The sequence below is a fragment of the Pseudomonas sp. GV047 genome (assembly GCF_003058245.1).
Taxonomy (GTDB): Bacteria; Pseudomonadota; Gammaproteobacteria; order Pseudomonadales; family Pseudomonadaceae; genus Aquipseudomonas; species Aquipseudomonas marginalis.
The window spans coordinates 1-20,891 of record NZ_QCWA01000020.1; the positions used below are offsets into that span (position 1 = coordinate 1).

At 61.4% G+C, this 20,891-nt stretch carries 25 protein-coding genes and 1 pseudogene; 3 read left to right on the top strand and 23 right to left on the bottom strand.

Annotated features, from left to right (window positions below; translation table 11 throughout):
• The 3 genes and pseudogenes from C8K58_RS30375 to C8K58_RS30385 all read right to left on the bottom strand — a co-directional run.
• A pseudogene (locus tag C8K58_RS30375) lies at positions 1-167 on the bottom strand (arabinose ABC transporter substrate-binding protein); the annotation flags it as partial.
• Between the two features lie 37 nt (positions 168-204).
• Entirely contained in the window at positions 205-1,026 is an 822-nt protein-coding gene (locus tag C8K58_RS30380; protein ID WP_092359472.1) for an SDR family oxidoreductase, read from the bottom strand.
• Between the two features lie 173 nt (positions 1,027-1,199).
• Positions 1,200-1,679: a GNAT family N-acetyltransferase gene (locus C8K58_RS30385; RefSeq protein WP_027607824.1), complete on the bottom strand. Its 480-nt coding sequence runs from the start codon at positions 1,677-1,679 to the stop codon at positions 1,200-1,202.
• Positions 1,680-1,877: 198 nt separating this feature from the next.
• Here C8K58_RS30385 and C8K58_RS30390 point away from each other — a divergent pair, with 198 nt between their 5' ends.
• Both C8K58_RS30390 and C8K58_RS30395 read left to right on the top strand, forming a co-directional pair.
• On the top strand, positions 1,878-2,210 hold the full coding sequence (locus C8K58_RS30390; RefSeq protein WP_027607823.1) for a hypothetical protein: 333 nt from the start codon (positions 1,878-1,880) through the stop codon (positions 2,208-2,210).
• A 51-nt stretch (positions 2,211-2,261) separates the two neighbouring features.
• The gene (locus tag C8K58_RS30395) at positions 2,262-2,528 is read left to right on the top strand and encodes a hypothetical protein (RefSeq protein ID WP_027607822.1); all 267 of its coding nucleotides are present in this window, start codon (positions 2,262-2,264) and stop codon (positions 2,526-2,528) included.
• 62 nt (positions 2,529-2,590) lie between these two features.
• Here the strand turns inward: C8K58_RS30395 and C8K58_RS30400 are convergent, their stop codons facing one another.
• From C8K58_RS30400 to C8K58_RS30495, 20 genes are all read right to left on the bottom strand, one after another.
• The gene (locus C8K58_RS30400) at positions 2,591-3,508 is read right to left on the bottom strand and encodes a PfkB family carbohydrate kinase (protein WP_092359474.1); all 918 of its coding nucleotides are present in this window, start codon (positions 3,506-3,508) and stop codon (positions 2,591-2,593) included.
• Complete coding sequence (locus C8K58_RS30405) at positions 3,501-4,967, bottom strand: cytosine permease (RefSeq protein ID WP_092359476.1); 1,467 nt, start codon at positions 4,965-4,967, stop codon at positions 3,501-3,503. The genes C8K58_RS30400 and C8K58_RS30405 overlap by 8 nt, the downstream gene beginning before the upstream one ends.
• A gap of 59 nt (positions 4,968-5,026) precedes the next feature.
• Positions 5,027-6,028: an ADP-ribosylglycohydrolase family protein gene (locus tag C8K58_RS30410; RefSeq protein WP_027607819.1), complete on the bottom strand. Its 1,002-nt coding sequence runs from the start codon at positions 6,026-6,028 to the stop codon at positions 5,027-5,029.
• Complete coding sequence (locus C8K58_RS30415; RefSeq protein WP_051429403.1) at positions 6,025-6,738, bottom strand: GntR family transcriptional regulator; 714 nt, start codon at positions 6,736-6,738, stop codon at positions 6,025-6,027. The genes C8K58_RS30410 and C8K58_RS30415 overlap by 4 nt, the downstream gene beginning before the upstream one ends.
• Before the next feature lie 70 nt (positions 6,739-6,808).
• Positions 6,809-7,369 (bottom strand): DUF1285 domain-containing protein, encoded by a 561-nt coding sequence (locus C8K58_RS30420; RefSeq protein WP_027607817.1) that lies wholly within the window; start codon positions 7,367-7,369, stop codon positions 6,809-6,811.
• Positions 7,370-7,385: 16 nt separating this feature from the next.
• Positions 7,386-7,991 carry a DUF4823 domain-containing protein gene (locus C8K58_RS30425; protein ID WP_027607816.1) on the bottom strand — a complete coding sequence of 202 codons (606 nt, stop codon included), beginning with the start codon at positions 7,989-7,991 and terminating at the stop codon, positions 7,386-7,388.
• Positions 7,992-8,135: 144 nt separating this feature from the next.
• The gene (locus C8K58_RS30430) at positions 8,136-9,104 is read right to left on the bottom strand and encodes a GTP 3',8-cyclase MoaA (protein ID WP_027607815.1); all 969 of its coding nucleotides are present in this window, start codon (positions 9,102-9,104) and stop codon (positions 8,136-8,138) included.
• Between the two features lie 114 nt (positions 9,105-9,218).
• Positions 9,219-9,887, bottom strand: a complete 669-nt coding sequence (locus tag C8K58_RS30435) for a TetR/AcrR family transcriptional regulator (protein ID WP_027607814.1) — start codon at positions 9,885-9,887, stop codon at positions 9,219-9,221.
• Between the two features lie 444 nt (positions 9,888-10,331).
• Positions 10,332-11,117, bottom strand: coding sequence for a TatD family hydrolase (locus C8K58_RS30440; RefSeq protein WP_065947753.1), 786 nt, complete (start codon positions 11,115-11,117; stop codon positions 10,332-10,334).
• Positions 11,118-11,180: 63 nt separating this feature from the next.
• On the bottom strand, positions 11,181-12,170 hold the full coding sequence (locus C8K58_RS30445) for a DNA polymerase III subunit delta' (RefSeq protein WP_108574834.1): 990 nt from the start codon (positions 12,168-12,170) through the stop codon (positions 11,181-11,183).
• Complete coding sequence (tmk, locus tag C8K58_RS30450) at positions 12,163-12,795, bottom strand: dTMP kinase (protein WP_108574835.1); 633 nt, start codon at positions 12,793-12,795, stop codon at positions 12,163-12,165. Before tmk ends, C8K58_RS30445 begins: the two co-directional genes overlap by 8 nt.
• 19 nt (positions 12,796-12,814) lie before the next feature.
• Positions 12,815-13,936 (bottom strand): endolytic transglycosylase MltG, encoded by a 1,122-nt coding sequence (gene mltG, locus C8K58_RS30455; protein WP_108574836.1) that lies wholly within the window; start codon positions 13,934-13,936, stop codon positions 12,815-12,817.
• Between the two features lies 1 nt (position 13,937).
• On the bottom strand, positions 13,938-14,753 hold the full coding sequence (pabC, locus tag C8K58_RS30460; RefSeq protein WP_108574837.1) for an aminodeoxychorismate lyase: 816 nt from the start codon (positions 14,751-14,753) through the stop codon (positions 13,938-13,940).
• Positions 14,753-15,997: a beta-ketoacyl-ACP synthase II gene (fabF, locus tag C8K58_RS30465; RefSeq protein WP_108574838.1), complete on the bottom strand. Its 1,245-nt coding sequence runs from the start codon at positions 15,995-15,997 to the stop codon at positions 14,753-14,755. Before fabF ends, pabC begins: the two co-directional genes overlap by 1 nt.
• 127 nt (positions 15,998-16,124) lie before the next feature.
• On the bottom strand, positions 16,125-16,361 hold the full coding sequence (gene acpP, locus C8K58_RS30470; protein WP_003442511.1) for an acyl carrier protein: 237 nt from the start codon (positions 16,359-16,361) through the stop codon (positions 16,125-16,127).
• A 191-nt stretch (positions 16,362-16,552) separates the two neighbouring features.
• On the bottom strand, positions 16,553-17,296 hold the full coding sequence (fabG, locus tag C8K58_RS30475; protein ID WP_065926164.1) for a 3-oxoacyl-ACP reductase FabG: 744 nt from the start codon (positions 17,294-17,296) through the stop codon (positions 16,553-16,555).
• Positions 17,297-17,320: 24 nt separating this feature from the next.
• Entirely contained in the window at positions 17,321-18,259 is a 939-nt protein-coding gene (gene fabD, locus C8K58_RS30480; RefSeq protein WP_108574839.1) for an ACP S-malonyltransferase, read from the bottom strand.
• A 125-nt stretch (positions 18,260-18,384) separates the two neighbouring features.
• Positions 18,385-19,395 carry a phosphate acyltransferase PlsX gene (plsX, locus tag C8K58_RS30485; RefSeq protein WP_074847485.1) on the bottom strand — a complete coding sequence of 337 codons (1,011 nt, stop codon included), beginning with the start codon at positions 19,393-19,395 and terminating at the stop codon, positions 18,385-18,387.
• 4 nt (positions 19,396-19,399) lie between these two features.
• Positions 19,400-19,582, bottom strand: coding sequence for a 50S ribosomal protein L32 (gene rpmF / locus C8K58_RS30490; protein ID WP_008152339.1), 183 nt, complete (start codon positions 19,580-19,582; stop codon positions 19,400-19,402).
• Between the two features lie 13 nt (positions 19,583-19,595).
• A complete protein-coding gene (locus C8K58_RS30495; RefSeq protein ID WP_027607804.1) occupies positions 19,596-20,126 on the bottom strand; it encodes a YceD family protein in 531 nt (176 codons plus the stop codon).
• Positions 20,127-20,231: 105 nt separating this feature from the next.
• On the opposite strand from C8K58_RS30495, the gene C8K58_RS30500 reads away from it, so the two are divergent.
• A complete protein-coding gene (locus tag C8K58_RS30500) occupies positions 20,232-20,810 on the top strand; it encodes a nucleoside triphosphate pyrophosphatase (RefSeq protein WP_108574840.1) in 579 nt (192 codons plus the stop codon).
• Positions 20,811-20,891 lie beyond the last annotated feature (81 nt).

The window sequence follows — 20,891 nt, forward strand, 5'->3', positions numbered from 1 at the left end:
AAGCCATGTTCCTTGCCGGCTTTTTCGGCAAAGGCCCATTCGGTCTGGAACCACGGTTCCTCGGCCTGCTTGACCAGGAAACCGATCTTCACTTCCTCGGCAAATGCGAAAGTACTGAGGCCGCTGAGCACGGCGGCAGCTGCCAGTACGCGTATTGCTTTTTTCATGAACGGCACCTCTTGTTGTTATTGGGAGTGGCAAGTTCTAGTCGTGGTACATCACCGACCGCCCGCCATCGATCATCAGGCAGGTGGCATTGATAAAGGGCGCCTCGTCGGTGGCCAGGAACAGCGCCGTCATCGCCACCTCGACGGGCTGGCCGATGCGCTTGGGCGGGTGCAGGTCGAACGCGCGCTGGCGCTCGGCGTGGGGGTCGGGGAAACCGTTCCAGTAATCGACGTTGAGCTGGGTCTCGATATAACCCGGGGCGATGGCATTCACGCGGATGCCCTTGGGCGCGTATTCGATACCCAGGGCGCGGGTGAGCCCGAGCAGGCCATGCTTGGCCACGGGATAAGGGAAACAGCCGGGAATGATGTGGCTGGAATGGGTGGAGGCGATATTGATGATGTTGCCGATGCCCTGCTCGATCATGTGCGGCAACACCGTGCGGCAGCCGTACCAGGCGCCGTCGAGGTCGATGGCGAAGCAACGGCGCCAGTCTTCGTCGCTCATCTCCAGCGGGTCGCGGAACACGTTGACCCCGGCGCAGTTGACCAGCACATCCACCCGGCCGAAGCGCTCAATGGCCACATTGACCAACGCCAGCCATTGCGCTTTGCAGGTGATATCGACGGGTTGGGCGTAGATCTCGGCGCCGCATTCGCGCCAGTGGGCGGCGACTTTCTCGACCTTGTCGCCCTGTATATCCGCGATCACCAGGCGCGCCTGCTGGGCCTGGAAACACGCGACGATCGCCTCACCAATGCCCTGGGCGGCGCCGGTGATGATCACCACCTTGTTCTTCAGGCGCTCGCCGTAGGTTGGCTCGGGCACGGCGGGTAATGACAACGGTTGGGCCTGCATCGCGTCACCTGTTTTATTTTTGGCAGTGAGTGCTGATGCAGACGACTATAAACCCATCATTTGAAATATCTCAATATATAAATTTGCATCCCATATAGTGAGCAAAATCAAAAAATAATGTGGGAGCAAGCCGCCTCCCACATTTGATCTACAGTGCTTTCAAAACGGTGGCTTCAGCCGAGGGCGAAGTCCCGCAGCGCATCACCTTCCATGCGATAACGCACCCACTCCTCCTGCGGCTGGGCACCGATGGATTTGTAAAAGGCAATCGCCGGCTCGTTCCAGTCCAGCACGCTCCACTCGAAGCGCGCGCAACCGTTATCAAAGGCAATCTTCGCCAAATGACGCAACAGCTTCTTGCCCGCCCCGCCGCCACGCTGTTCCGGGTTGATGTACAGGTCTTCCAGGTACAGGCAGTTGCTGCCCAGCCACGTGGAATAGCTGAAAAAGAACACCGCAAACCCAATCGGCAAACCATCCCGCGAGCAGATCAGGCCATGGGCCGTGGCGCCCTCGCTGAACAGGCTGCGCTGGATGTCCACCACGCTGGCGATCACTTCATGCCGGGCTTTCTCGTACTCGGCGAGTTCGGTGATGAAAGTCAGGATCTGCGCAGCATCGCTGGGCACGGCGGGGCGAATCTCGATGGTCATGGGCGAGCCTTGGCAATTTCAAAGCACACATACTAAGGCGCTTTGATGACTGATTGCAGTGCAATTTATGGGGAACCCGGCAGCCGACACACAAAATCTTACAGGTGCCACGGCACCGTTCGTCGCCACCCAGGCACGATCATCAAGGCACAACTGACCAATAGAGGGTAAGGACATCAATCATATGGAGACACCCTCATGAAGCATTCCAAGTTTGCCGCCCTCGCATTTGCCGGCCTGTTGTCTTCGGTTTCGCTGAGTGGTTTCGCTGCCACGTCGTCCACCGGTCCTACCAACCCGGACGCCACCACGGAATCGCAGAAATCCATGGGCACCGGCCTGGACACCAACGGCGGCGCGGTCATCGATAACACCAATGGTGCCGACCCGCATACCCAGGGCCACGATACCCAACGCCAGGCTCCCGCTGCCGTCGGCAACGGCAAAATGGGTCCTTCGGTGAATGAGCCGAAGATCAATAAAGGCGATGACTCGAACCTGCCGGGCGCGCCGAAACAGCCTGCGCCTTAACGCTTCACACACAATCGCAACACCCGATCATTCCCCAATGAAGAGGTACGCATGAACGTCGATAAAGACCTTGAAAAAGAAGTCCTCACCCGCCTGCTGCACGCTCATCCCCAGGGGCTGGGCAAGGAGGTGCTGGATAACTACCGCGGAGAGAAAGTGGTCGCCAGTGCGTTGGCATTTCTGCAGGACCGCGGGTTGATCAAGGATGGGCATGTGACCACCGACGACGCCGGTGAATACTCGCTGAATCTGCCGATCAAGTTGACGGCGTCAGGTGTGGATGAAGCGCGCAAGCTCGAAGGTGAAACGCGCCAGTAGCCCTCATGCAAAACCCAATGTGGGAGGGAGTAAACCTTCCTCTCACATGCTTGGGCCTATCTTCAGTCCGTAAGTAATGCGTCGACTTCGGCGGTGCCCGGGGAAGTTGCCGGCCCCCAACGCGTCACCGCCAGGGCCGCCGCTGCATTCGCCCGCCGCGCCGCCTCAGCAGGTTTCAAACCATCCGCCAAACCCGCAATAAACACCCCCGCATGCGCATCCCCCGCGCCATTGCTGTCGACCGCCTGTACCTTGAAGCCGGGCACATGCTCGATCTGACCCGCACGCCCCACCCAGCAGCCATTCGGTCCGTCACGCACCACCAATAGCGTCTCGGCGCGCAGGTGCTGGCTGAGCGCCGGCAACGCGGCAGCGATGTCCGCCGCGCCGGTAAACGCCAAGGCTTCAGGACCATTGCTGGTCCAGATATCGATACGTGGCAACAGCGCACCCATCAAGGCCGAATCCGGCGCTTTGACCAGCGGCCCCGGATCGAACACCACCACGACTTCCCGGGGCAGTGCCAGCAGCCAGTCGATCAGCGCCTGGGCCTTACCTTCCAGGAGCAGGCTGTAGCCACTGACATAGACGTAGTCGTCGACACGCGCTGCGACGGTGGTCAAATCCTCCTGGCTGAGTTCACCCTCGACGCCGATATGGGAAATGAACGTGCGCTCGGTGGTGGCTTCGGTCAAGGACACACACAAGCCAGTGTCCTTTGCGCTGCTGGCTGCCAGGGCCATTTCAATGCCCTCGGCCTGCATCGCCGCGCGGGCCAGGTCGCCGAAGCGACCAGTGCCGTGACGGCCCAGATAGACCACCGGCAAGCCATTGCGCCGCGCCGCCGCCATCACATTGAAGCCCCCGCCAGCTTCGAAGCTGGCGGACTTTGCCAGCACGTCGCCGCCGGTCGCGGGCAAGGTGTCGAGGGCCATGACCAGGTCGACGATGACCTGGCCGGTGTGCAGCAATCTAGACATTAGCACTCTCTACCAACGCCGGACGACGGTCAGCCGCGCCGCCCAGTACCGCATAAATCCCACCGGCAACCAGGAAAGTGACGATCCAGCCCAGGCCATTGTGGCCCAGCCAGGAGTCGGACAACGGCCCGGCGAACCAGATGTTCTCGGCAGTGGTGCCGATGGTGGTGAAGCTGAAACCCAGCACGATGGCCACGGCCCAGGCGCCGAAGGCACGCCATTCCACACCGCCGCGATACCAGTAGGCGCTGCTCGGGCTCACGTCCAGCAGGTCCTTGGGGCTGTAGTAGTGACGATGGATCAGGTCGACCACGAAGATCCCCACCCACGCGGTGATCGGCACCGCCAGCAACGAGATGAAGGTGATGAACGGGCCGTAGAAACTGTCGGCGATCAGCATGAAGTAGATGGAGCCGGCGAAGATCGCCACGATGTCGACGATCACCGCATGCACGCGCTTGACCTTCAGGCCAAGGGTCAAGGTGGTCAGGCCGGCCGAATACACTGACAGGTTGTTCGACAGCAGCAGCCCGCCAAACGCAGTGATCAGGTACGGCACCGCCATCCAGGTGGGCAGCATGTCGCGGATCGCGATGATCGGGTCAGTGGCCGCGGCCAGGTCGTTGTTGCCGACCGACAGCAGGCCGCCAAGGGTAATCAGCAACACCAGCGGAATGCCTGCACCAAATGCCGCCGACGCCACCAGGCGCGCGGCCGTGACGCTGCGGTGCTGGTAGCGCGACATGTCGGCACCGGCGTTGGCCCAGCCGATACCGGTACCGGCGGCCATGGTACCGACGCCGATGATCATCGCGCTCAGGGGAGCCGGGGTGGCGTTGAACACCGCGCTCCAGTCGATGGTGGCACAGAGGAAACCGCCCACCAGGATATTCAACGCGCCGAACACGTAGGTGGCCCACTTCTGGATCACCAGCAAGGTGGCGTGGCCGAGGCCCGAAACGGCCAAGGTCAGCAACACGAAAATGCCGATGAAGATCAGGGTGAGGACCGGTGCGCTTTTCGCTTCCACCGCAGAGCCGAACAGAATCGAACACAACGACAGCAGCACGAAGGCGGCGGTGGTGGTGTTGACGGTTTCCCAGCCCAGGCGCGACATCAACGACACCAGCGTCGGGCCGATATTGCCGCGCACGCCGAAGATGGCGCGGGACAAGGTCAGGCTGGGGGCACGGCCGCGACGGCCGGCGATGGAGATGATGCCCACCACGGCGAACGAGCCGGCAGCGCCGAGGATCGCGACGATGATCGCCTGCCAGATGGCCAGGCCGCGAAACGCCACGAGGGTGGCGCCGAGGGGCAGGCCGAGGATGCTGATATTGGCGGCGAACCACACCCAGAACAGTTGCAGTGGATGGCCGTTGCACTCGCCCTCAGGGACCGGTTCAATACCGCGGGTTTCCAATTGCCCGGCGCTTTGGCCGGAAGAAGTGCTGCTCATGAGTGGTGCTCCTGGTGCCTGTATTGTTGTGGTTGTGGCGGATACGCGGTCTTCCTGACTCAGCGCAATGCGAGCAAGCCTTGAACCAGCGGCTGCAGATCGAGGCCGTTGACCTGCTTGACCTGTTCGATCATCGATTCGGGCCAGCACGGCAGGCCGAGGCAGGCACCGAGCATCGCGCCGAGCATCGCGGCAATCGTGTCGGTATCGCCGCCCAGGCTGGCAGCCAGGCACAGGGCTTCGAACGCGTTCATGGCCCCCACCGCCACTTGCTGGGCGAGGGCAAACGACACCACCACCGACTCCTGGGAGGCGACGGAGGTGCCGATCAATTCATACAGCAGGTCGGCGAACAGGGCTGTGTCGCCGCTGCCGACGCTCAGGGTGCGCGCCCAACTGATACGGGTGGAGATGCGCCCGCCGGCAATCCAATGGCCATGGCCTTCCGCCTGTTGAGCCACCTGGGTGCCGATATTCAAGGCCTCACCCAAGTCCACACCGTTGATGCCTGCGGACACCACCGCCGCCACTGCCGCGGCGCTGGAGATGCCCAGGGTGGTGTTGTGGGTGACCTGGCAGGCCTGGATCACCGCCTGGATAAATCGCGCCGGGTCGCTGACATCGGCGGCGATCCCCACGGGCGTGATGCGCATGGCGGCGCCATTGGTGGTGCCGTAGCGCCCGGATTCTTCCGGGGTATGGCCGTTGAGGATCATGTCGATTGCACGCTTGGTCGACGGGCCGAGCAGATCCTGGGAACCTTTGGCGCGCATCACCGCTTCCCAATCGATCAGGCGCCGGGCGAGCACGGCGGGGTCGATCTTGCCTTGGCCCTCGACCAGCAGTTCACCCACCAGGATCGCTTGCTCGGTGTCATCGGTGATGGAGCCCGCCGGCATATTGGGCGCGATGGGTTGGTCGGCGTCGGCATCTTCCAGGCCGGTAATGGCACCGAAGCGCTGTTGCACTTGCTCACGGCTCAGGGATTGGGTGGGCATGCCCAGGGCATCGCCCAACGCCAGGCCGTAGAAAGCGCCGAGGGCGCGGGTATTGGGGGTCATTTCGAAGATCCAAACTGCAGGTGCAGGCGAAAGTGCAGAGGGTCGAGCAGGCTTTCGACGTACTCCATGAAGCGCTCGCGGCGATCGTAGGTGGTGCGGGAGGCCTTGAGGAACACCGTGCCCACCGGGCGGCCAAGCAGCTCGGCGTCTTCATCGCTGAGGGGCTCGGCGCCGATCCACTGGTCACCTTCGGCACCGACGTAACCGTAGGCTGCCAGGGTGATGGTCAGGGAATTATCGATCAGCCCAACGCGCGGCAGGCTTTCCAGGCCACCGGACGCGGGCATCAGCGAGCGCTCAAGGGAAACGGCCGTGCCATCAGTCGTGCGGCGACGGCGGTCGAGGGCGATAAATTGGTCGGTGCCGAAGCGACTGAACAGATCGGCGCGCGTCACCGCTTCCAGGCGCAGGATATCGGTGGTCACCAGGGCCCCGGTGTCCGCCAGGGCCTGGGCCCAACCGCTGGTTTGATCCAGCGCCATGCCATCAAATGTGACGATGGAGCCCACGCCGCTCTGGGTCGCGATGTAATTGCGCCTTTTGAGTTCGGCGAGGGCTTCACGCAGCGTGCCCCGGCTGACCGCAAACTCTTCAGCCAGTTGATGCTCGCCCGGCAACAGGAAACCATCGGCCATCACCCCTCCCTCGATACGGCGGATGAGCTCGTCGACGACGCGTTTTTTCTTATCAAATCGGACATGTCTAATCATGTACAAATTGATAACCGAAAGCGGCCATTTGCAGCAAGGGAATTATTTCAGGGAGATGAAAAAACCGGCCTCACGGCTCCAGGCCAATACGGAAAAACTCGCCGCCGCTCCATACGCCAAGCCAGTTCTGACCATTGATCGGGCGGCTCACTGCCAACTCCACCAATTGGTAGAACACATTGCGATGCACCAGGGCTTCGAGGTTGGTACGCACCCGCAGATAGGGGGACGGTTCCTGGGTGACGGGGTCGATCACCACCCGCAGTGGATGCTCGATATCGGCTGCAACCTGTTCGTCGACGTTGGTGGTGAAGCGCAGCACCTGGCTTTCGCCCTGCCCTTCGACGTCGAGGGTAACCGCGACAAAGGGCGCATCATCGACGGTGATACCGACTTTTTCCACCGGGGTGATCAGGAAGTAATCATCGCCATCGCGGCGGATGATAGTAGAGAACAATTTGACCATCGGCTTACGCCCGATCGGCGTGCCCTGGTAGAACCAGGTGCCGTCACGGGCGATGCGCATGTCGATGTTGCCGCAGAAATCCGGGTTCCACAGATGCACCGGCGCCGGTCCCTTGCCCTTGGGCAACTGAGCCAACAGATCGTTGGTCTTGGCGGAATCGGTCATGGTGTTCTCCTCGGTGTTACTGATCGCCCATTCCCAGCAGGCCTCGGGCGTACTGCGCCAAGGGGCGGGCAATCAGGTCTTCTGGCTTGTTGTCGTGGAACGTCAGTAAACCGCCACGACTGCGAATACGTGCAGTATCAATCAAATACTGGGTGCTGGTCTCGATCAACATGATCTGGATTACCCCGTTGTCCAGGCCAAGCCGGTCCAGCGCCTCTTGATCAGCCCATTCGTCGGCGTTGCCGATACGGTCATCGGCCTTGGCGAAGCGGCAGTACAGCAGATAATGGGCACCCGCCGCACGGGCTTCGGCCATCGCCTGCTCCAGGCCTTCCGGCTGACGAGCACGACGCACCATGGGGAAGTATTCGACGAAACCGTTGAAGGCTTCCTCCGCCACCACATTCGGCCGCGGGTAGGCGCTGCCGGGGGGTACGAACGCACCCTGGGCGATAAAGACAAAGGAATCCGGCTGTATGCGCACCGAGGCAGTCCGACGAGTGTCGCTGTGGTCCAGCAACCCGGCGTCGCTCATCTGATAACGGGTGCCTTCGGCCATATCGCTGACGGTCATGCAACCACTCAGCGTCAACGACGCCAGCAACAAAACCAGACTACGCATCCTAATCCTCCAGAAGCCGGTGACGGAAAACCGGCGAATGGGCACGAGATGCAGAATCCGCGCCATTTGGAAACAACGCAGAACTAAATGTGGGAGGGGGCTTGCGCCCTCCCACATTGGATGATGTTTAATCTTGGGAAAGCATTATCCGCCGATGATCTTCATGACCGTCGCGCCGCCGGAGAAGGCCACTTCCTGCTTGTCGCCCAAGGCCTTCATCAGCAGGCCTTGCAGGGCCGGCAACGCCTGGTGGCGAGGCTTGTCCAACAGATCGCCGACATAGTGACGGTTGCTCGACGACAGGCAGCCATGCAGCCAGCCGGTCGACGACAAGCGCAGCCGTGAACAGGTACGGCAGAACGGCACGCTTTCGTTGGCGATCACGCCGAAGAAGCCTTTGCCCGGCACCTCGTAGCGTACCGCCGTGGCATCCACGGGAGCGTTGGCTTGCAGGTATTCGTGGTGTTCGCCGATCAGGCCGAGCAGTTGTTGCAGGCTGACGAACTGCTGCAGGAATGCATTGGAGTCCTTGGCCAGGTGGCCCATGCGCATCAACTCGATAAAACGCAGCTCGTAGCCACGCTCCAGGCAGTAATCGAGCAGCGGCATCACCTGGTCGAGGTTCTGGCCGCGCAACGGCACCATGTTGACCTTGATCTTGATCCCGGCGGCACGCGCCTGGTCCATGCCATCGAGCACGGTCGCCAGGTCGCCGCCACGGGCGATGCTGCGAAAGGCATCGGCATCCAGGGTGTCGAGGGAAACATTGATGCGCCGAATCCCCGCATCCACCAGCAGCGGCAGTTTGCGCGCCAGCAACTGGCCGTTGGTGGTCAGGCTGATGTCGCTGAGGCCCATGCCGCCCACCGCGCCCATGAAGGCTTCCAGCTTGGGGCTGACCAGCGGTTCGCCGCCGGTGATACGCAAGCGGTCGATGCCCGCCGCCTCGATCAGGTAGGCCACGCCACGGGCCATGGCCTCGGCCGAGAGTTCGTCCTGGGCAGCCACCAGCCGCTTGCCGTTCGGCACGCAGTAGGTACACGCGTAGTTGCAGGCTGAGGTCAGGCTGATCCGCAAATTGCGAAAACGCCTGCCTTGACGATCAACGATCATGGATCACTCCGGCAGAGGATGATTCGGGCGCGCTAAAAGCTGACTGATAAATCAGCTTTTAGCAAGATCCTTGCCTGAGTATATTCCTGGGTTACTGCGCCTGGCAGCAAATCATTACGTGGCCGGGGTTTCGACGGGGGCCGCTTCAACCAGTGCCGGCTCGGAGCTGTGCTTACGCTTGTTGCCCATGCGCACACCGATGTCCATCAGGAACTGGAAGAAACCTTCCTGGTCTTCCAGCACATTGCTCCAGAACGGTGAGTGGTACAGCGCCACGGCGCCGTGCACCAAGGCCCAGGCGGCGCAGTAGTGGAAGTACGGCGGTACGTCTTCAAGCTTGCCTTCGCTGATGCGGCCCTTGATCAGCAGGGTCAGGCGCTCGAAGTTCGAGGCGCGAATCTTGTGCAACTCCTCGACCATCTCCGGCACTTGATGGCCCTTGACCACCTTCTCTTCCAGGCGGTCGAACAGGCGGTAGCGCTGCGGGTCACGCATGCGGAACTCGAAGTAGGCGCGGGACAGCGCTTCCTTGTCCTTGTCGACATCGGCCGAATGCAGCAGCTCGTTCAAGTCGCGCTCGTAGTCGAGCATCAGGCGCAGGTAGATCTCGGCCTTGGACTTGAAGTGCTTGTAGATCGTGCCTTTGCCGATACCCACGGCATCCGCGATCATCTCGACGGTGACGCTGTCTTCGCCTTGTTCGAGGAACAACTTGAGTGCGGTGTCGAGAATTTCCTGCTCACGGCGGCGAAACTCACGGACCTTACGGGGTTCTTTGTGCATGAGGAAGAGGTCTGCAAAGGTCGGAATAGGGAGGGCTGCGCAGGGCCACGAATACATGGCGATACGATTTACCCAGTGCGAGGGATTATCCCGACTGAACGGTCGTTGGGCAACGTCTATGTGAACCCGTCCTGCACTTTACTTTCAAGGCGCCAACGTTTTCATGTCTACCAGTCAGAAATAATACGCAACAACTGCACCCGTGCACTGCCCAATGAGAACTCAAGCGAAGCGCATGTATTCCAAATCTGTTTAAAAAACGATCAGTCGCGACTGGACTGAATCAGATACTGATCAATACTTGAACTGTCGGCGTGACATCTCCCCCAAGTGAAGCGCCGACCTGGGTACCGACGGACTGTGTGCCCTTGTTTTACTCCTAATGGTCTTAACCCGGATTCACCCCCCAGAACCCGGGTTTTTTTTGCCTGCGATTCAGTCGTGTCATGCAGCAACGTGGGCCAGCGGGAACAGGCGCTTGAAGTTCTCGGTGGTCTGCTCGGCAAAGCGCTCATAGGACTCACCGCGCAGCATCGCCAGGTAATCCGCCACATCCCGTACATATTCAGGCAGGTTCGGTTTGCCACGATGGGGAATCGGCGCCAGGTACGGCGAGTCGGTTTCCACCAGCAGGCGGTCGGCTGGCACCTGGCGCGCCACGTCGCGCAGGGCATCGGCATTGCGGAAAGTGACAATGCCCGACAGGGAAATATAGAACCCCAGGTCAAGTGCGGCCCTGGCCATGTCCCAATCCTCGGTAAAGCAATGCAACACGCCGGCCTGGGGCAACGCGGCTTCGCGCAGCAGGGCCAGGGTGTCGGCACGGGCGCCACGGGTGTGGACGATCACCGGCTTGCCGGTTTGCCCGGCGGCCTGTAAATGCAGGCGAAACGAGGCCTGCTGCAACTCGGCGGCTTCCGGCTCGTAATGGTAGTCCAGGCCAGTTTCGCCAATGGCCACCACCCGCGGGTGATTGAGTTCGCCCAGCAGCCAGTCGAGGGCCGGGGCTTCGCCAGGCTTGAGATCCAGCGGGTGGATACCCACCGAGCAATCCACATCGGCATAACGCTCGGCCAGGGTTTTGACGTCGGCAGCATTGTCGGCGCTGACGCCAATGCACAGGAAATGCCCTACCCCACGCTGGCGTGCAGCGTCGAGGGCAGCATCCAGGGAGCCGCCGTGCTGGGCGAGGTCAAGGCGATCAAGGTGGCAATGGGAATCTACAAGCATAGGAAATTACGACTTAGGTCACGGAAAGTGTCTGGCCAACGATACATCCGTCGGCCACGGAAATTAACGCCGGCCGAGCAAGCCGACCCACTGCACCAGCAGCGCTTCAAGCAACAGCACGCGGTTGAGGTTGGCCTTGCCGAGCACCTTCTGGCGCTGGGCGAGGATCCAGTCCTGGATAGCCAGCACCTTGTCCTGGGCACTTTTCTGCGCGAGGTATTGCACCACCTTGCGCATGTCGGGCAGGCCCAGGCCGTTTTCGTCCTGGGTCAACTGGTAGCGCAGGATCAGGCTCGACCAATCACAGAACCAGTCGAACAGCAGCAGCAAGGGAATGTCCTTCCAGGCGCTTTCAGCCAACTGGGTGGCGGACAGCTCTTGCTTGAGCAGTTTTTTCACCCCATCCACAACCAGGGCGCGTTGCTCACGCACACCTTGGGCTTGCAGCTTGACGGCCGCCAGGGGGGAACCGGCCGCCAGGGTCAGCAACTCGATCCGCTCCTCTGCGGAGCAATCCGGCAGCGCCTTCGCCAGCCATTGCAGGCTCATGGTTTCACTGGGTAACGGGCAGGCCTGCTGTACGCACCGGCTGCGAATGGTCGGCAACAAGCGGCTGGACTGGTGGCTCACCAGCAACAGCACTGTGTCGCCGGAGGGTTCTTCCAGGCTCTTGAGCAAGGCGTTGGCAGCGTTGACGTTCATGGCCTCCACCGGCTCGATCAGCACCACCTTGCGCCCGCCCATCTGCGCGGTCTGCACCACGAAACTGACGAGGTCACGCACCTGGTCGACCTTGATCGCCTTGTCGGCTTCCTCGGGTTCGAGCAGGTAGTTGTCCGGGTGGCTGCCGGCCTTGAGCAACAGGCAGGATTTGCACGCGCCGCAGGCTTCAAGGTTGACCGGGCGCTGGCACAGCAGGCTGGCCATGAGTCGCTCAGCCAGATCGCGCTTACCAATCCCGATCGGCCCGTGCAGCAGATAGGCGTGGGCGTGCTGGGCACGGCCGGCCAACTGCTGCCAGAGACTGTCCTGCCATGGGTAGGCTTCAGCCACGGGCGCACTCCAACAGCTTGGGTAACAGGGCGTCGATGGCCTGCTGCACCTGCGTCAACGGCTGGGCCGCGTCCAGCAGGTGGTAGCGCGCCGGTTCAGCCTGGGCGCGCTTGAGAAACGCGCTGCGCACAGCATCGAAAAACCCCTGGCCTTCCAGTTCGAAACGATCGAGACGCCCACGGGCGCTGGCGCGGGCCATGCCCACTGCCACCGGCAGGTCGAACAACAGGGTCAGGTCGGGACGTAGATCACCCTGCACAAAGGTTTCCAAGGTGGCGATACGCGCCAGGGACAAACCCCGGCCACCGCCCTGGTAGGCATACGTGGAATCGGTAAAACGGTCGCAGATCACCACGGCACCGCGGGCCAGGGCCGGACGAATCACCTCGGCCAGGTGCTGGGCACGGGCAGCGAACACCAGCAGCAGCTCGGTGTCCGGGTTCATCTGTTCTTCGCCTGGGGCCAGCAACACGTCACGGATGCGCTCGGCCAGGGGTGTACCGCCGGGCTCACGGGTCAACACCACCTCGACACCTTCAGCCCGCAAGCGGCCGGCCAGGTAATCGCGGTTGGTGCTTTTGCCGGCGCCTTCCGGGCCTTCCAGGGTAATAAACAAGCCAGTCACAGGCAGTCCTTAGTCAGAGTCATTGCGGGCTTTGCGGCGCGGCGGCATCCGGCGCGGGCGCGGCGGGTGCATCAGCAGGCGGCGCCAGGTCTTCCTGCGGTTTTACCAGCGGTGCCGGGCTTGAGCGGTAATCGGCACGGCGCTTGAGCTGGAACTCACGCACAGCGGCATTATGCGCACCCAGGTCATCGGAGAAAATATGGCTGCCGTCGCCACGGGCGACGAAATACAAGCTGCTGCCCGGCACCGGGTTCAACGCGGCATGGATCGCCTCGCGGCCGACCATGGCGATGGGTGTCGGCGGCAGGCCGGCCACCATGTAGGTGTTATAGGGGTTGGCTTCCTTGAGGTGCGCACGGGTCAACTTGCCGTTGTAGCGCTCGCCCAGGCCGTAGATCACGGTGGGGTCGGTCTGCAGCAGCATGCCGATCTTCAGGCGGCGTACGAACACACCGGCAATCTGCCCGCGCTCTTCCGGCACACCGGTCTCTTTCTCCACCAGGGAGGCCATGATCAAGGCTTGATAGGGGTCGGTATAGGGCACGTCGGCAGCACGCTTGCTCCACTCCTGGGCGAGGACATCATCCAGGCGGTTATAGGCTTTCTTCAGGAACTCGACATCGGTCATGCCGCGCACGAAGCGGTAGGTATCCGGGAAGAACCGACCTTCGGGGAACACGCCAGGATGGCCGAGCTTGTCCATCACTTCGCTGTCACTCAGGCCCGCCAGGGTCTGCACGATCTTTTCATGCTTGGCCAGGGCCGAACGCACCTGGCGGAAATTCCAGCCCTCCACCAGCGTCAGGCTGTATTGCACCACCTCGCCGTGCTGCCACAGGCCGATCAGGCCTTCGGCGGTCATGCCCGGGGTCATGCGGTATTCACCGCTGTGCAGCGGTTGGCCGTCAAGGTTGAAGCGCCAATACAGACGTAGCCAGAACGCGCCGTCGAGCACACCATCCGCCTCCAGACGATTGAAGGTGCCGGTGGGGGTGGCCCCTGCCGGCACATCGAGCAATTGCTCCTGGGTCAGATTCAACGGCTGCTTCAAGGCAGCGTCATATTTCCACGCGGAAAACCCCAACAGCAAAGCCGCCGAGAACAGACCGATCAGCAGCAGTACAACCAGTTTTCGTATCAACTCAAATATCCAATAGCGCGCGAACAATGCCCTGCAGTTTACGGGTGAGCGGCCCAACCGACCAGCTCATCGCAGCGCACCCACGCACCGGCCAAATGCCATAAACGCTGTTGCACACAAAGACTTCGTCAGCCTCCCGCAATTGCTCAAGGCTGATGTCAGCCACGGCCACCGGGATGCCCAAGGCGCTCGCCTGAGCCAGAATCTCGGCGCGCATGACGCCTGCAACGCCGCAACGATTCAGATCGGCGGTTAGTAACAAGCCATTACTTACCAGGAACAGGTTGCTGAATACGCCTTCGATGACACGCCCGGACACATCCAGCATCAACCCTTCGGCATGTTCGGCATCCTGCCATTCGGCACGGGCGATCACCTGCTCGAGGCGATTGAGGTGCTTGAGACCGGCCAGCAACGGCTGCTCGGCCAGGCGGGTGGCACACGCAAACAGACGAACACCGTCGGTTCCATGGGCCTGGGGATAGGTCGCAGGCGGACTGCCCTGCAAGATACGACGCACCGGGGCCTGGGGGTTGATGCCATAACCGCGCAGGCTATCGCCGCGGGTGAGGATCAGCTTGAGGACACCGTCGCCGAGAGCGGCGGCATAGGCCTGCACTTCGCTGCGGACCAACGTCTGATCCACAACGAAAGCGAGGCGCCTGCAGCCCTCATCCAGGCGCTGCAGGTGACGGTCAAGCAGCACGGGCTGCCCGGCCTTGACGGCGATGGTCTCGAACAGGCCATCACCGTACGCCAGGCCGCGATCTTTCAGGGGCACGCTGTCCGCTGGCTGACCGTCGACCCAGCTGTGCATCACTCGGCGAACCGGCGGAACACCAGGGAACCGTTGGTGCCACCGAAGCCGAACGAGTTGGAGATCGCAACGTCGATCGGCATCTGTTGCGGCTCATGCGGCACGAAGTTCAGGTCGCAGCCTTCGTCCGGCTCATCGAGGTTGATGGTCGGCGGAGCGACCTGGTCCTTGATGGCCATCACGCTGAAGATCGCTTCTACCGCGCCCGCCGCACCCAAGAGGTGGCCGGTCATGGACTTGGTGGAGCTGACCGCCAGCTTGTAGGCGTGCTCGCCGAACACCGACTTGATGGCTTCGGCTTCCGCCAGGTCGCCCGTCGGGGTCGAGGTGCCATGGGCATTGATGTACTGCACTTGGTCCGTGTTGACCTTGGCATCGCGCAAGGCATTGGTGATGCACCGCGCAGCGCCGGCACCGTCGGACGGTGGCGAGGTCATGTGATAGGCGTCGCCACTCATGCCAAAACCGATCAACTCGGCATAGATGGTGGCACCACGCGCCTTGGCGTGCTCCAACTCTTCGAGCACCAGGGCACCGGCGCCGTCGGCCAGTACAAAGCCGTCACGGCCCTTGTCCCACGGACGGCTGGCACGGGTCGGCTCGTCATTGCGGGTCGACAGGGCACGGGAGGCGCCAAAGCCGCCCATTCCCAGGCCACAGGCGGCCATTTCAGCACCACCGGCGATCATCACGTCGGCTTCGTCATAGGCGATGTTACGCGCCGCCATGCCGATGCAGTGGGTACCCGTGGTGCACGCGGTGGCAATCGCGTAGTTAGGCCCCTGCGCCCCCAAGTGGATGGACAGGAAACCGGAAATCATATTGATGATCGAGCCAGGCACGAAGAACGGTGAAATTCGACGAGGGCCGGAATCATGCAGCGTGCGGCTGGTTTCTTCGATATTGGTCAAACCGCCAATACCCGAACCCATGGCCACGCCGATGCGCTCACGGTTGGCGTCGGTCACTTCCAGGCCAGCGTTACGCACTGCCTGGAAACCGGCTGCCAGGCCGTATTGAATGAACAGGTCGAGCTTGCGGGACTCTTTGATCGAGAGATATTCCTCGACATTGAACCCCTTTACCGAGCCGCCAAAACGGGTGGAATAGGCAGAAAGGTCCGTGTGTTCGATCAGACCAATACCACTGCGGCCAGCCAGAATGCCCTGCCAACTGCTCGGCACATCCGTACCCAGTGGCGACAACATACCCATACCGGTGACTACGACGCGTCTACGCGACACAGCACTCTCCTTTTTCTAATGACGACACTTTGCTTCAGAGCTTACTTTTCATCAGCGCTAAAGAAAAAACCGCACGCCGTTACAGCAGTGCGGTTTTTCCCTAACAGCAGGCGACGACTACAAACTATTACGCCTGGTGGTTCGTAACGTAGTCGATAGCAGCTTGAACAGTAGTGATTTTTTCAGCTTCTTCGTCCGGGATTTCGGTCTCGAATTCCTCTTCCAGAGCCATCACCAGCTCAACGGTGTCAAGGGAATCGGCACCCAGGTCTTCTACGAAGGAAGCAGTGTTGACCACTTCTTCTTCTTTGACGCCCAGTTGCTCGGCAACGATTTTCTTGACGCGCTCTTCGATGGTGCTCATACCTTGTTTAACTCCTAATGGACAAATTCAGGCAGCTGGCCAGTGGGTAAGTGTATAGAAAGCCTTTTCAGCTTTTCAACTGAAAGCTTCACCCTGTACCCGGTTTGCCACCTGCCTATAAATTAAGTTGCAGCTTTATAACGGATTTTAGACAGCTCGTATGACATTTTTTTGAAGCGATCCGTCACAATTTAGCTCATGTACATCCCGCCGTTCACCGGGATTGTAGCCCCAGTCACGTATGCCGCACCGTCGGATGCCAGGAAAGCGACCACATTCGCGATCTCTTGAGCCTGGCCCAGACGGCCCAGCGGAATCTGCGTCAGCAAGCCTTCACGCTGTGCTTCCGGCAGTTCGCGGGTCATATCGGTGTCGATGAACCCTGGGGCCACCGAGTTGACCGTAATCGACCGCGAGCCGACTTCACGCGCCAGTGCACGGCTGAAACCTTCCAGGCCGGCCTTGGCGGCTGCATAGTTTACTTGGCCTGCGTTGCCCATGGCACCCACTACGGAGCCAATATTGATAATTCGACCCCAACGGGCCTTGGTCATGCCGCGCAAAACACCCTTGGACAGGCGAAACAGACTGTTCAGGTTGGTATCGACCACGTCGTACCATTCGTCGTCTTTCATGCGCATCATCAGGTTATCGCGGGTGATACCGGCGTTGTTCACCAGAATCGCCGGCGCACCGAACTGGGCGGTGATCTCGGCCAGTACGGCAGCCACGGACTCATCGCTGGTCACGTTCAGCTCAAGGCCGGTGCCTTGAACGCCGTTTTCCTTCAGGGTCGCGGCGATACGCTCGGCGCCCGAGGCGGAAGTGGCGGTGCCGATCACGACGGCGCCCTGACGGCCCAGTTCCAGGGCGATGGCCTGGCCAATGCCACGGCTCGCGCCGGTAACCAGTGCAACTTTACCTTGCAGACTCATGCAGGCTTCTCCTAAGTTCGGGGATCAGGCCAGCGCCGCACGAGCGGCAGCGAAGGCATCCGGGGTATTGAGGTTGGCAGTCGACACGCCGTCGGCGCAGCGCTTGTTCAGGCCAGCCAGGACTTTGCCCGGGCCGCACTCGACCAGCTCGGTGGCGCCATTGGCGGCCAGGGTCTGGACCGACTCGACCCAGCGCACAGGCTTGTAGAGTTGCTCCAGCAGGTCGCGCTTGAGGGTGTCGAGGTCGGCGGCCACGGCCGCGCTGACGTTCTGCACCAGCGGAATCTGTGGCGCCTGCCAGTTGATGGCAGCGATGGACTCGGCAAAGCGCTCGGCAGCCGGGCGCATCAGCTCGCAGTGCGACGGCACGCTCACCGGCAACGGCAATGCACGCTTGGCACCGCGCGCCTTGCAGCCTTCGATGGCACGCTCGACGGCCGCCCTGGCGCCGGCGATCACCACCTGGCCTGGGGAGTTGAAGTTTACCGCGCTGACCACTTCACCCTGGGCCGCTTCGGCACAGGCTTCGATCACCACAGCATCGTCCAGCCCCAGAATAGCGGCCATGCCGCCCTGCCCGGCCGGAACGGCTTCCTGCATCAGCTGGCCACGACGCTCGACCAGCTTGACCGCTTCAGCAAGGGTCAGGCTGCCCGCCGCCACCAGGGCGCTGTATTCGCCCAGGCTATGACCGGCCACGAACGCCGGACGCGCACCGCCTTCGGCCACCCACAAGCGCCACAGGGCGATCGAAGCGGTCAGGATGGCTGGCTGGGTTTTATCGGTTTGATTGAGCTGCTCTTCCGGCCCCTCTTGGGTCAGCGCCCACAGGTCGTAACCCAGGGCCTCGGAAGCTTCCTTGAACGTGTCCAGGATCAGCGGGTATTGCGCGCCCAGCTCGGCCAACATGCCGAGGGACTGCGAACCCTGCCCTGGAAAGACGAATGCGAGGGATGTAGACATGTAACAAGCCCCTAATGATCTGGTCGTCGAAAATGGTCGCTCCTCGGTGGGAGCGCACGAAACTGACAGATTGGATGGTCAATTGAACTGGCCGGTCACATTTAAGCATTCCCCGGCCGATTCGCCTAAGGCAACAGGTCCTCGAGGCGGCCGTGCAAGCGTTGCGGCAGGTTTTCCTGGATCTCGATCACCGCGCGCGCAATCGCACTCTGGAAGCCTTCGACCCCGGCCGAACCGTGGCTTTTCACCACGATGCCCTGCAACCCCAGGAAGCTCGCACCATTATGCCGCGCCGGGGCCAGGTCGGCCTGCAGGCGACGCATCAACGGCAGCGCCAGGGCGCCCACCAGGCGCGATACCAGGTTACGCCTGAACAAGGCCTCGATACGCGAGGCGATCATGGTCGCCAGGCCTTCGCTGGACTTGAGCAGGATATTGCCGACAAACCCGTCGCACACCACCACATCCGCCTCGCCCCGGTACAACCCATCACCCTCGACAAAGCCGATGTAGTTCAGGCCTCGCGCACCTTGCAGCAAGGTGGCGGCAAGCTTGACCTGCTGGTTGCCCTTGATGTCTTCGGTGCCGATATTCAGCAAGGCCACCCGCGGCCGGGCCACGCCCAGCGCTTCGGCGGCCACCGAGCCCATCACGGCAAACTGGAACAGGTGCTCGGCACTGCAATCGACGTTCGCCCCCAGGTCCAGCAACTGGCAATAGCCCTTCTGCGTCGGAATCGCCGCCACCATTGCCGGCCGATCAATGCCCGGCAGCGTCTTGAGCACATGCCGCGACAACGCCATCAACGCCCCTGTGTTGCCGGCGCTGACACAGGCTTGCACCTTGCCATCACGCAGCAGCTCCAAGGCCACCCGCATCGAAGAGTCAGGCTTGCCACGCAGGGCCGTCGCCGGTTTCTCATCCATGGTGATGGTTTCGCTGGCTGGCGTAATCGTCAGGCGCGCGCGATCCACCGCCGGATGGCTGGCAATCAGTTCTTCAAGGAGGGAGGGTTGACCGACGAGGGTCAGGTGCAGCGAGGGCGTGGCAGACAGGCTGGCAATGCAGGCCTGAACAATGCTGCGGGGACCGAAGTCCCCGCCCATTGCGTCAATCGCGATGACTTGAGCAGACAAGTGATTACTCGTCAGCGCCCTTGTCGATCACTTTACGGCCACGGTATACGCCTTCTGGCGATACGTGGTGACGCAGGTGAATTTCACCGGTGGTTTTTTCTACAGACAGAGTGCTTGCCGTCAGGGCGTCGTGGGAACGACGCATGTCACGGGCAGAGCGGGATTTTTTGTTCTGCTGAACAGCCATAATTGATTAACTCCTAAACGTTTGGGTCACGCTTTAACTGCGCCAATACACTGAACGGGTTGGACCGCGTTACCTCGTCCTCGCTCGGTTCGGACTCGTCATCGAGACCCGCCGGCTGCTGGCATTCTTCCGGATGATGAGCAGGCACAATGGGCAAGGCGAGCAGAAGCTCCTCCTCGATCAGTGCATGCAGATCCAAAGGATCTTCGCCCAGTTCCAGCACGTCATAACCTTTCGGCAACGACTGGGTATTCGCACCCTCCTTTACCACAGCATAACTGCACTCGCTGTGAATCGGCAGGGTGACCAGCTCAAGACAACGCTGGCAAACCATTTTGACCTCGGTGTCGATAAAACTGTGAATTACCACAGATTTACGTTCATCTCGTTCAAAAACGAATTTGGCCTGCACCGTACCGACAGTGTCGGAAAGCGGGTCGCAGAGTCTCTCCAAATCGGCCAGCAGCAACTCACCTTGAAGGGAAGTGCCACGATCAGCCAATTTGCGCGGGTCAACGTGAGGTGGAATCGGGTCATTCAACATAGGCGCAGCATTATAGGGATGCCCCCAGCCATGTCAAAGGAAATTCAGCCCTGTGCGTCGGCCGGTCGCCCCGCTAGAATCGGCGGCTGCCTTGAGGAGACGTATATGCTGCCTTTATTACTCGCTTCCAGCTCGGTTTATCGCCGGGAATTGCTCAGCCGCCTGCACCTGCCATTCATCTGCAGCTCGCCGGATATCGACGAAAGCCATGCTGCAAACGAGTCCGCCACAGACCTGGTCAAGCGCCTGGCCGAACAGAAAGCCCGCGCCCTCGCCGCCAGCCACCCCGGCCACCTGATCATCGGCTCAGACCAGGTCGCCGCGCTGGAAGGCCGCATCATCGGCAAGCCTCACACCTTCGAAAATGCGCGCGAGCAGTTATTGGCCGCCAGCGGCAAGCGTGTCAGCTTCCTCACCGGCCTGGCCCTCCTTAACAGCGAGACCGGGCACTGCCAGGTGGACTGCGTGCCTTTCACTGTGCACATGCGCGAGCTGGATGCAGCGCGCATCGAGCGCTACCTGCGGATCGAGCAGCCGTATGACTGCGCGGGCAGCTTCAAGGCGGAAGGGCTGGGCGTGAGCTTGTTCCAAAGCACCGAAGGGCCGGACGCGACAAGCCTGGTCGGCTTACCGCTGATTCGTTTGGTGGACATGCTGCTCAGCGAAGGCGTGCAAATCCCTTAAGAACACTGCTAAACCAAATATGGGAAGGGAGGGCTTACCCCCGATAGCAGTGTGTCAGCCAACCTTGGATTGATTGATCCA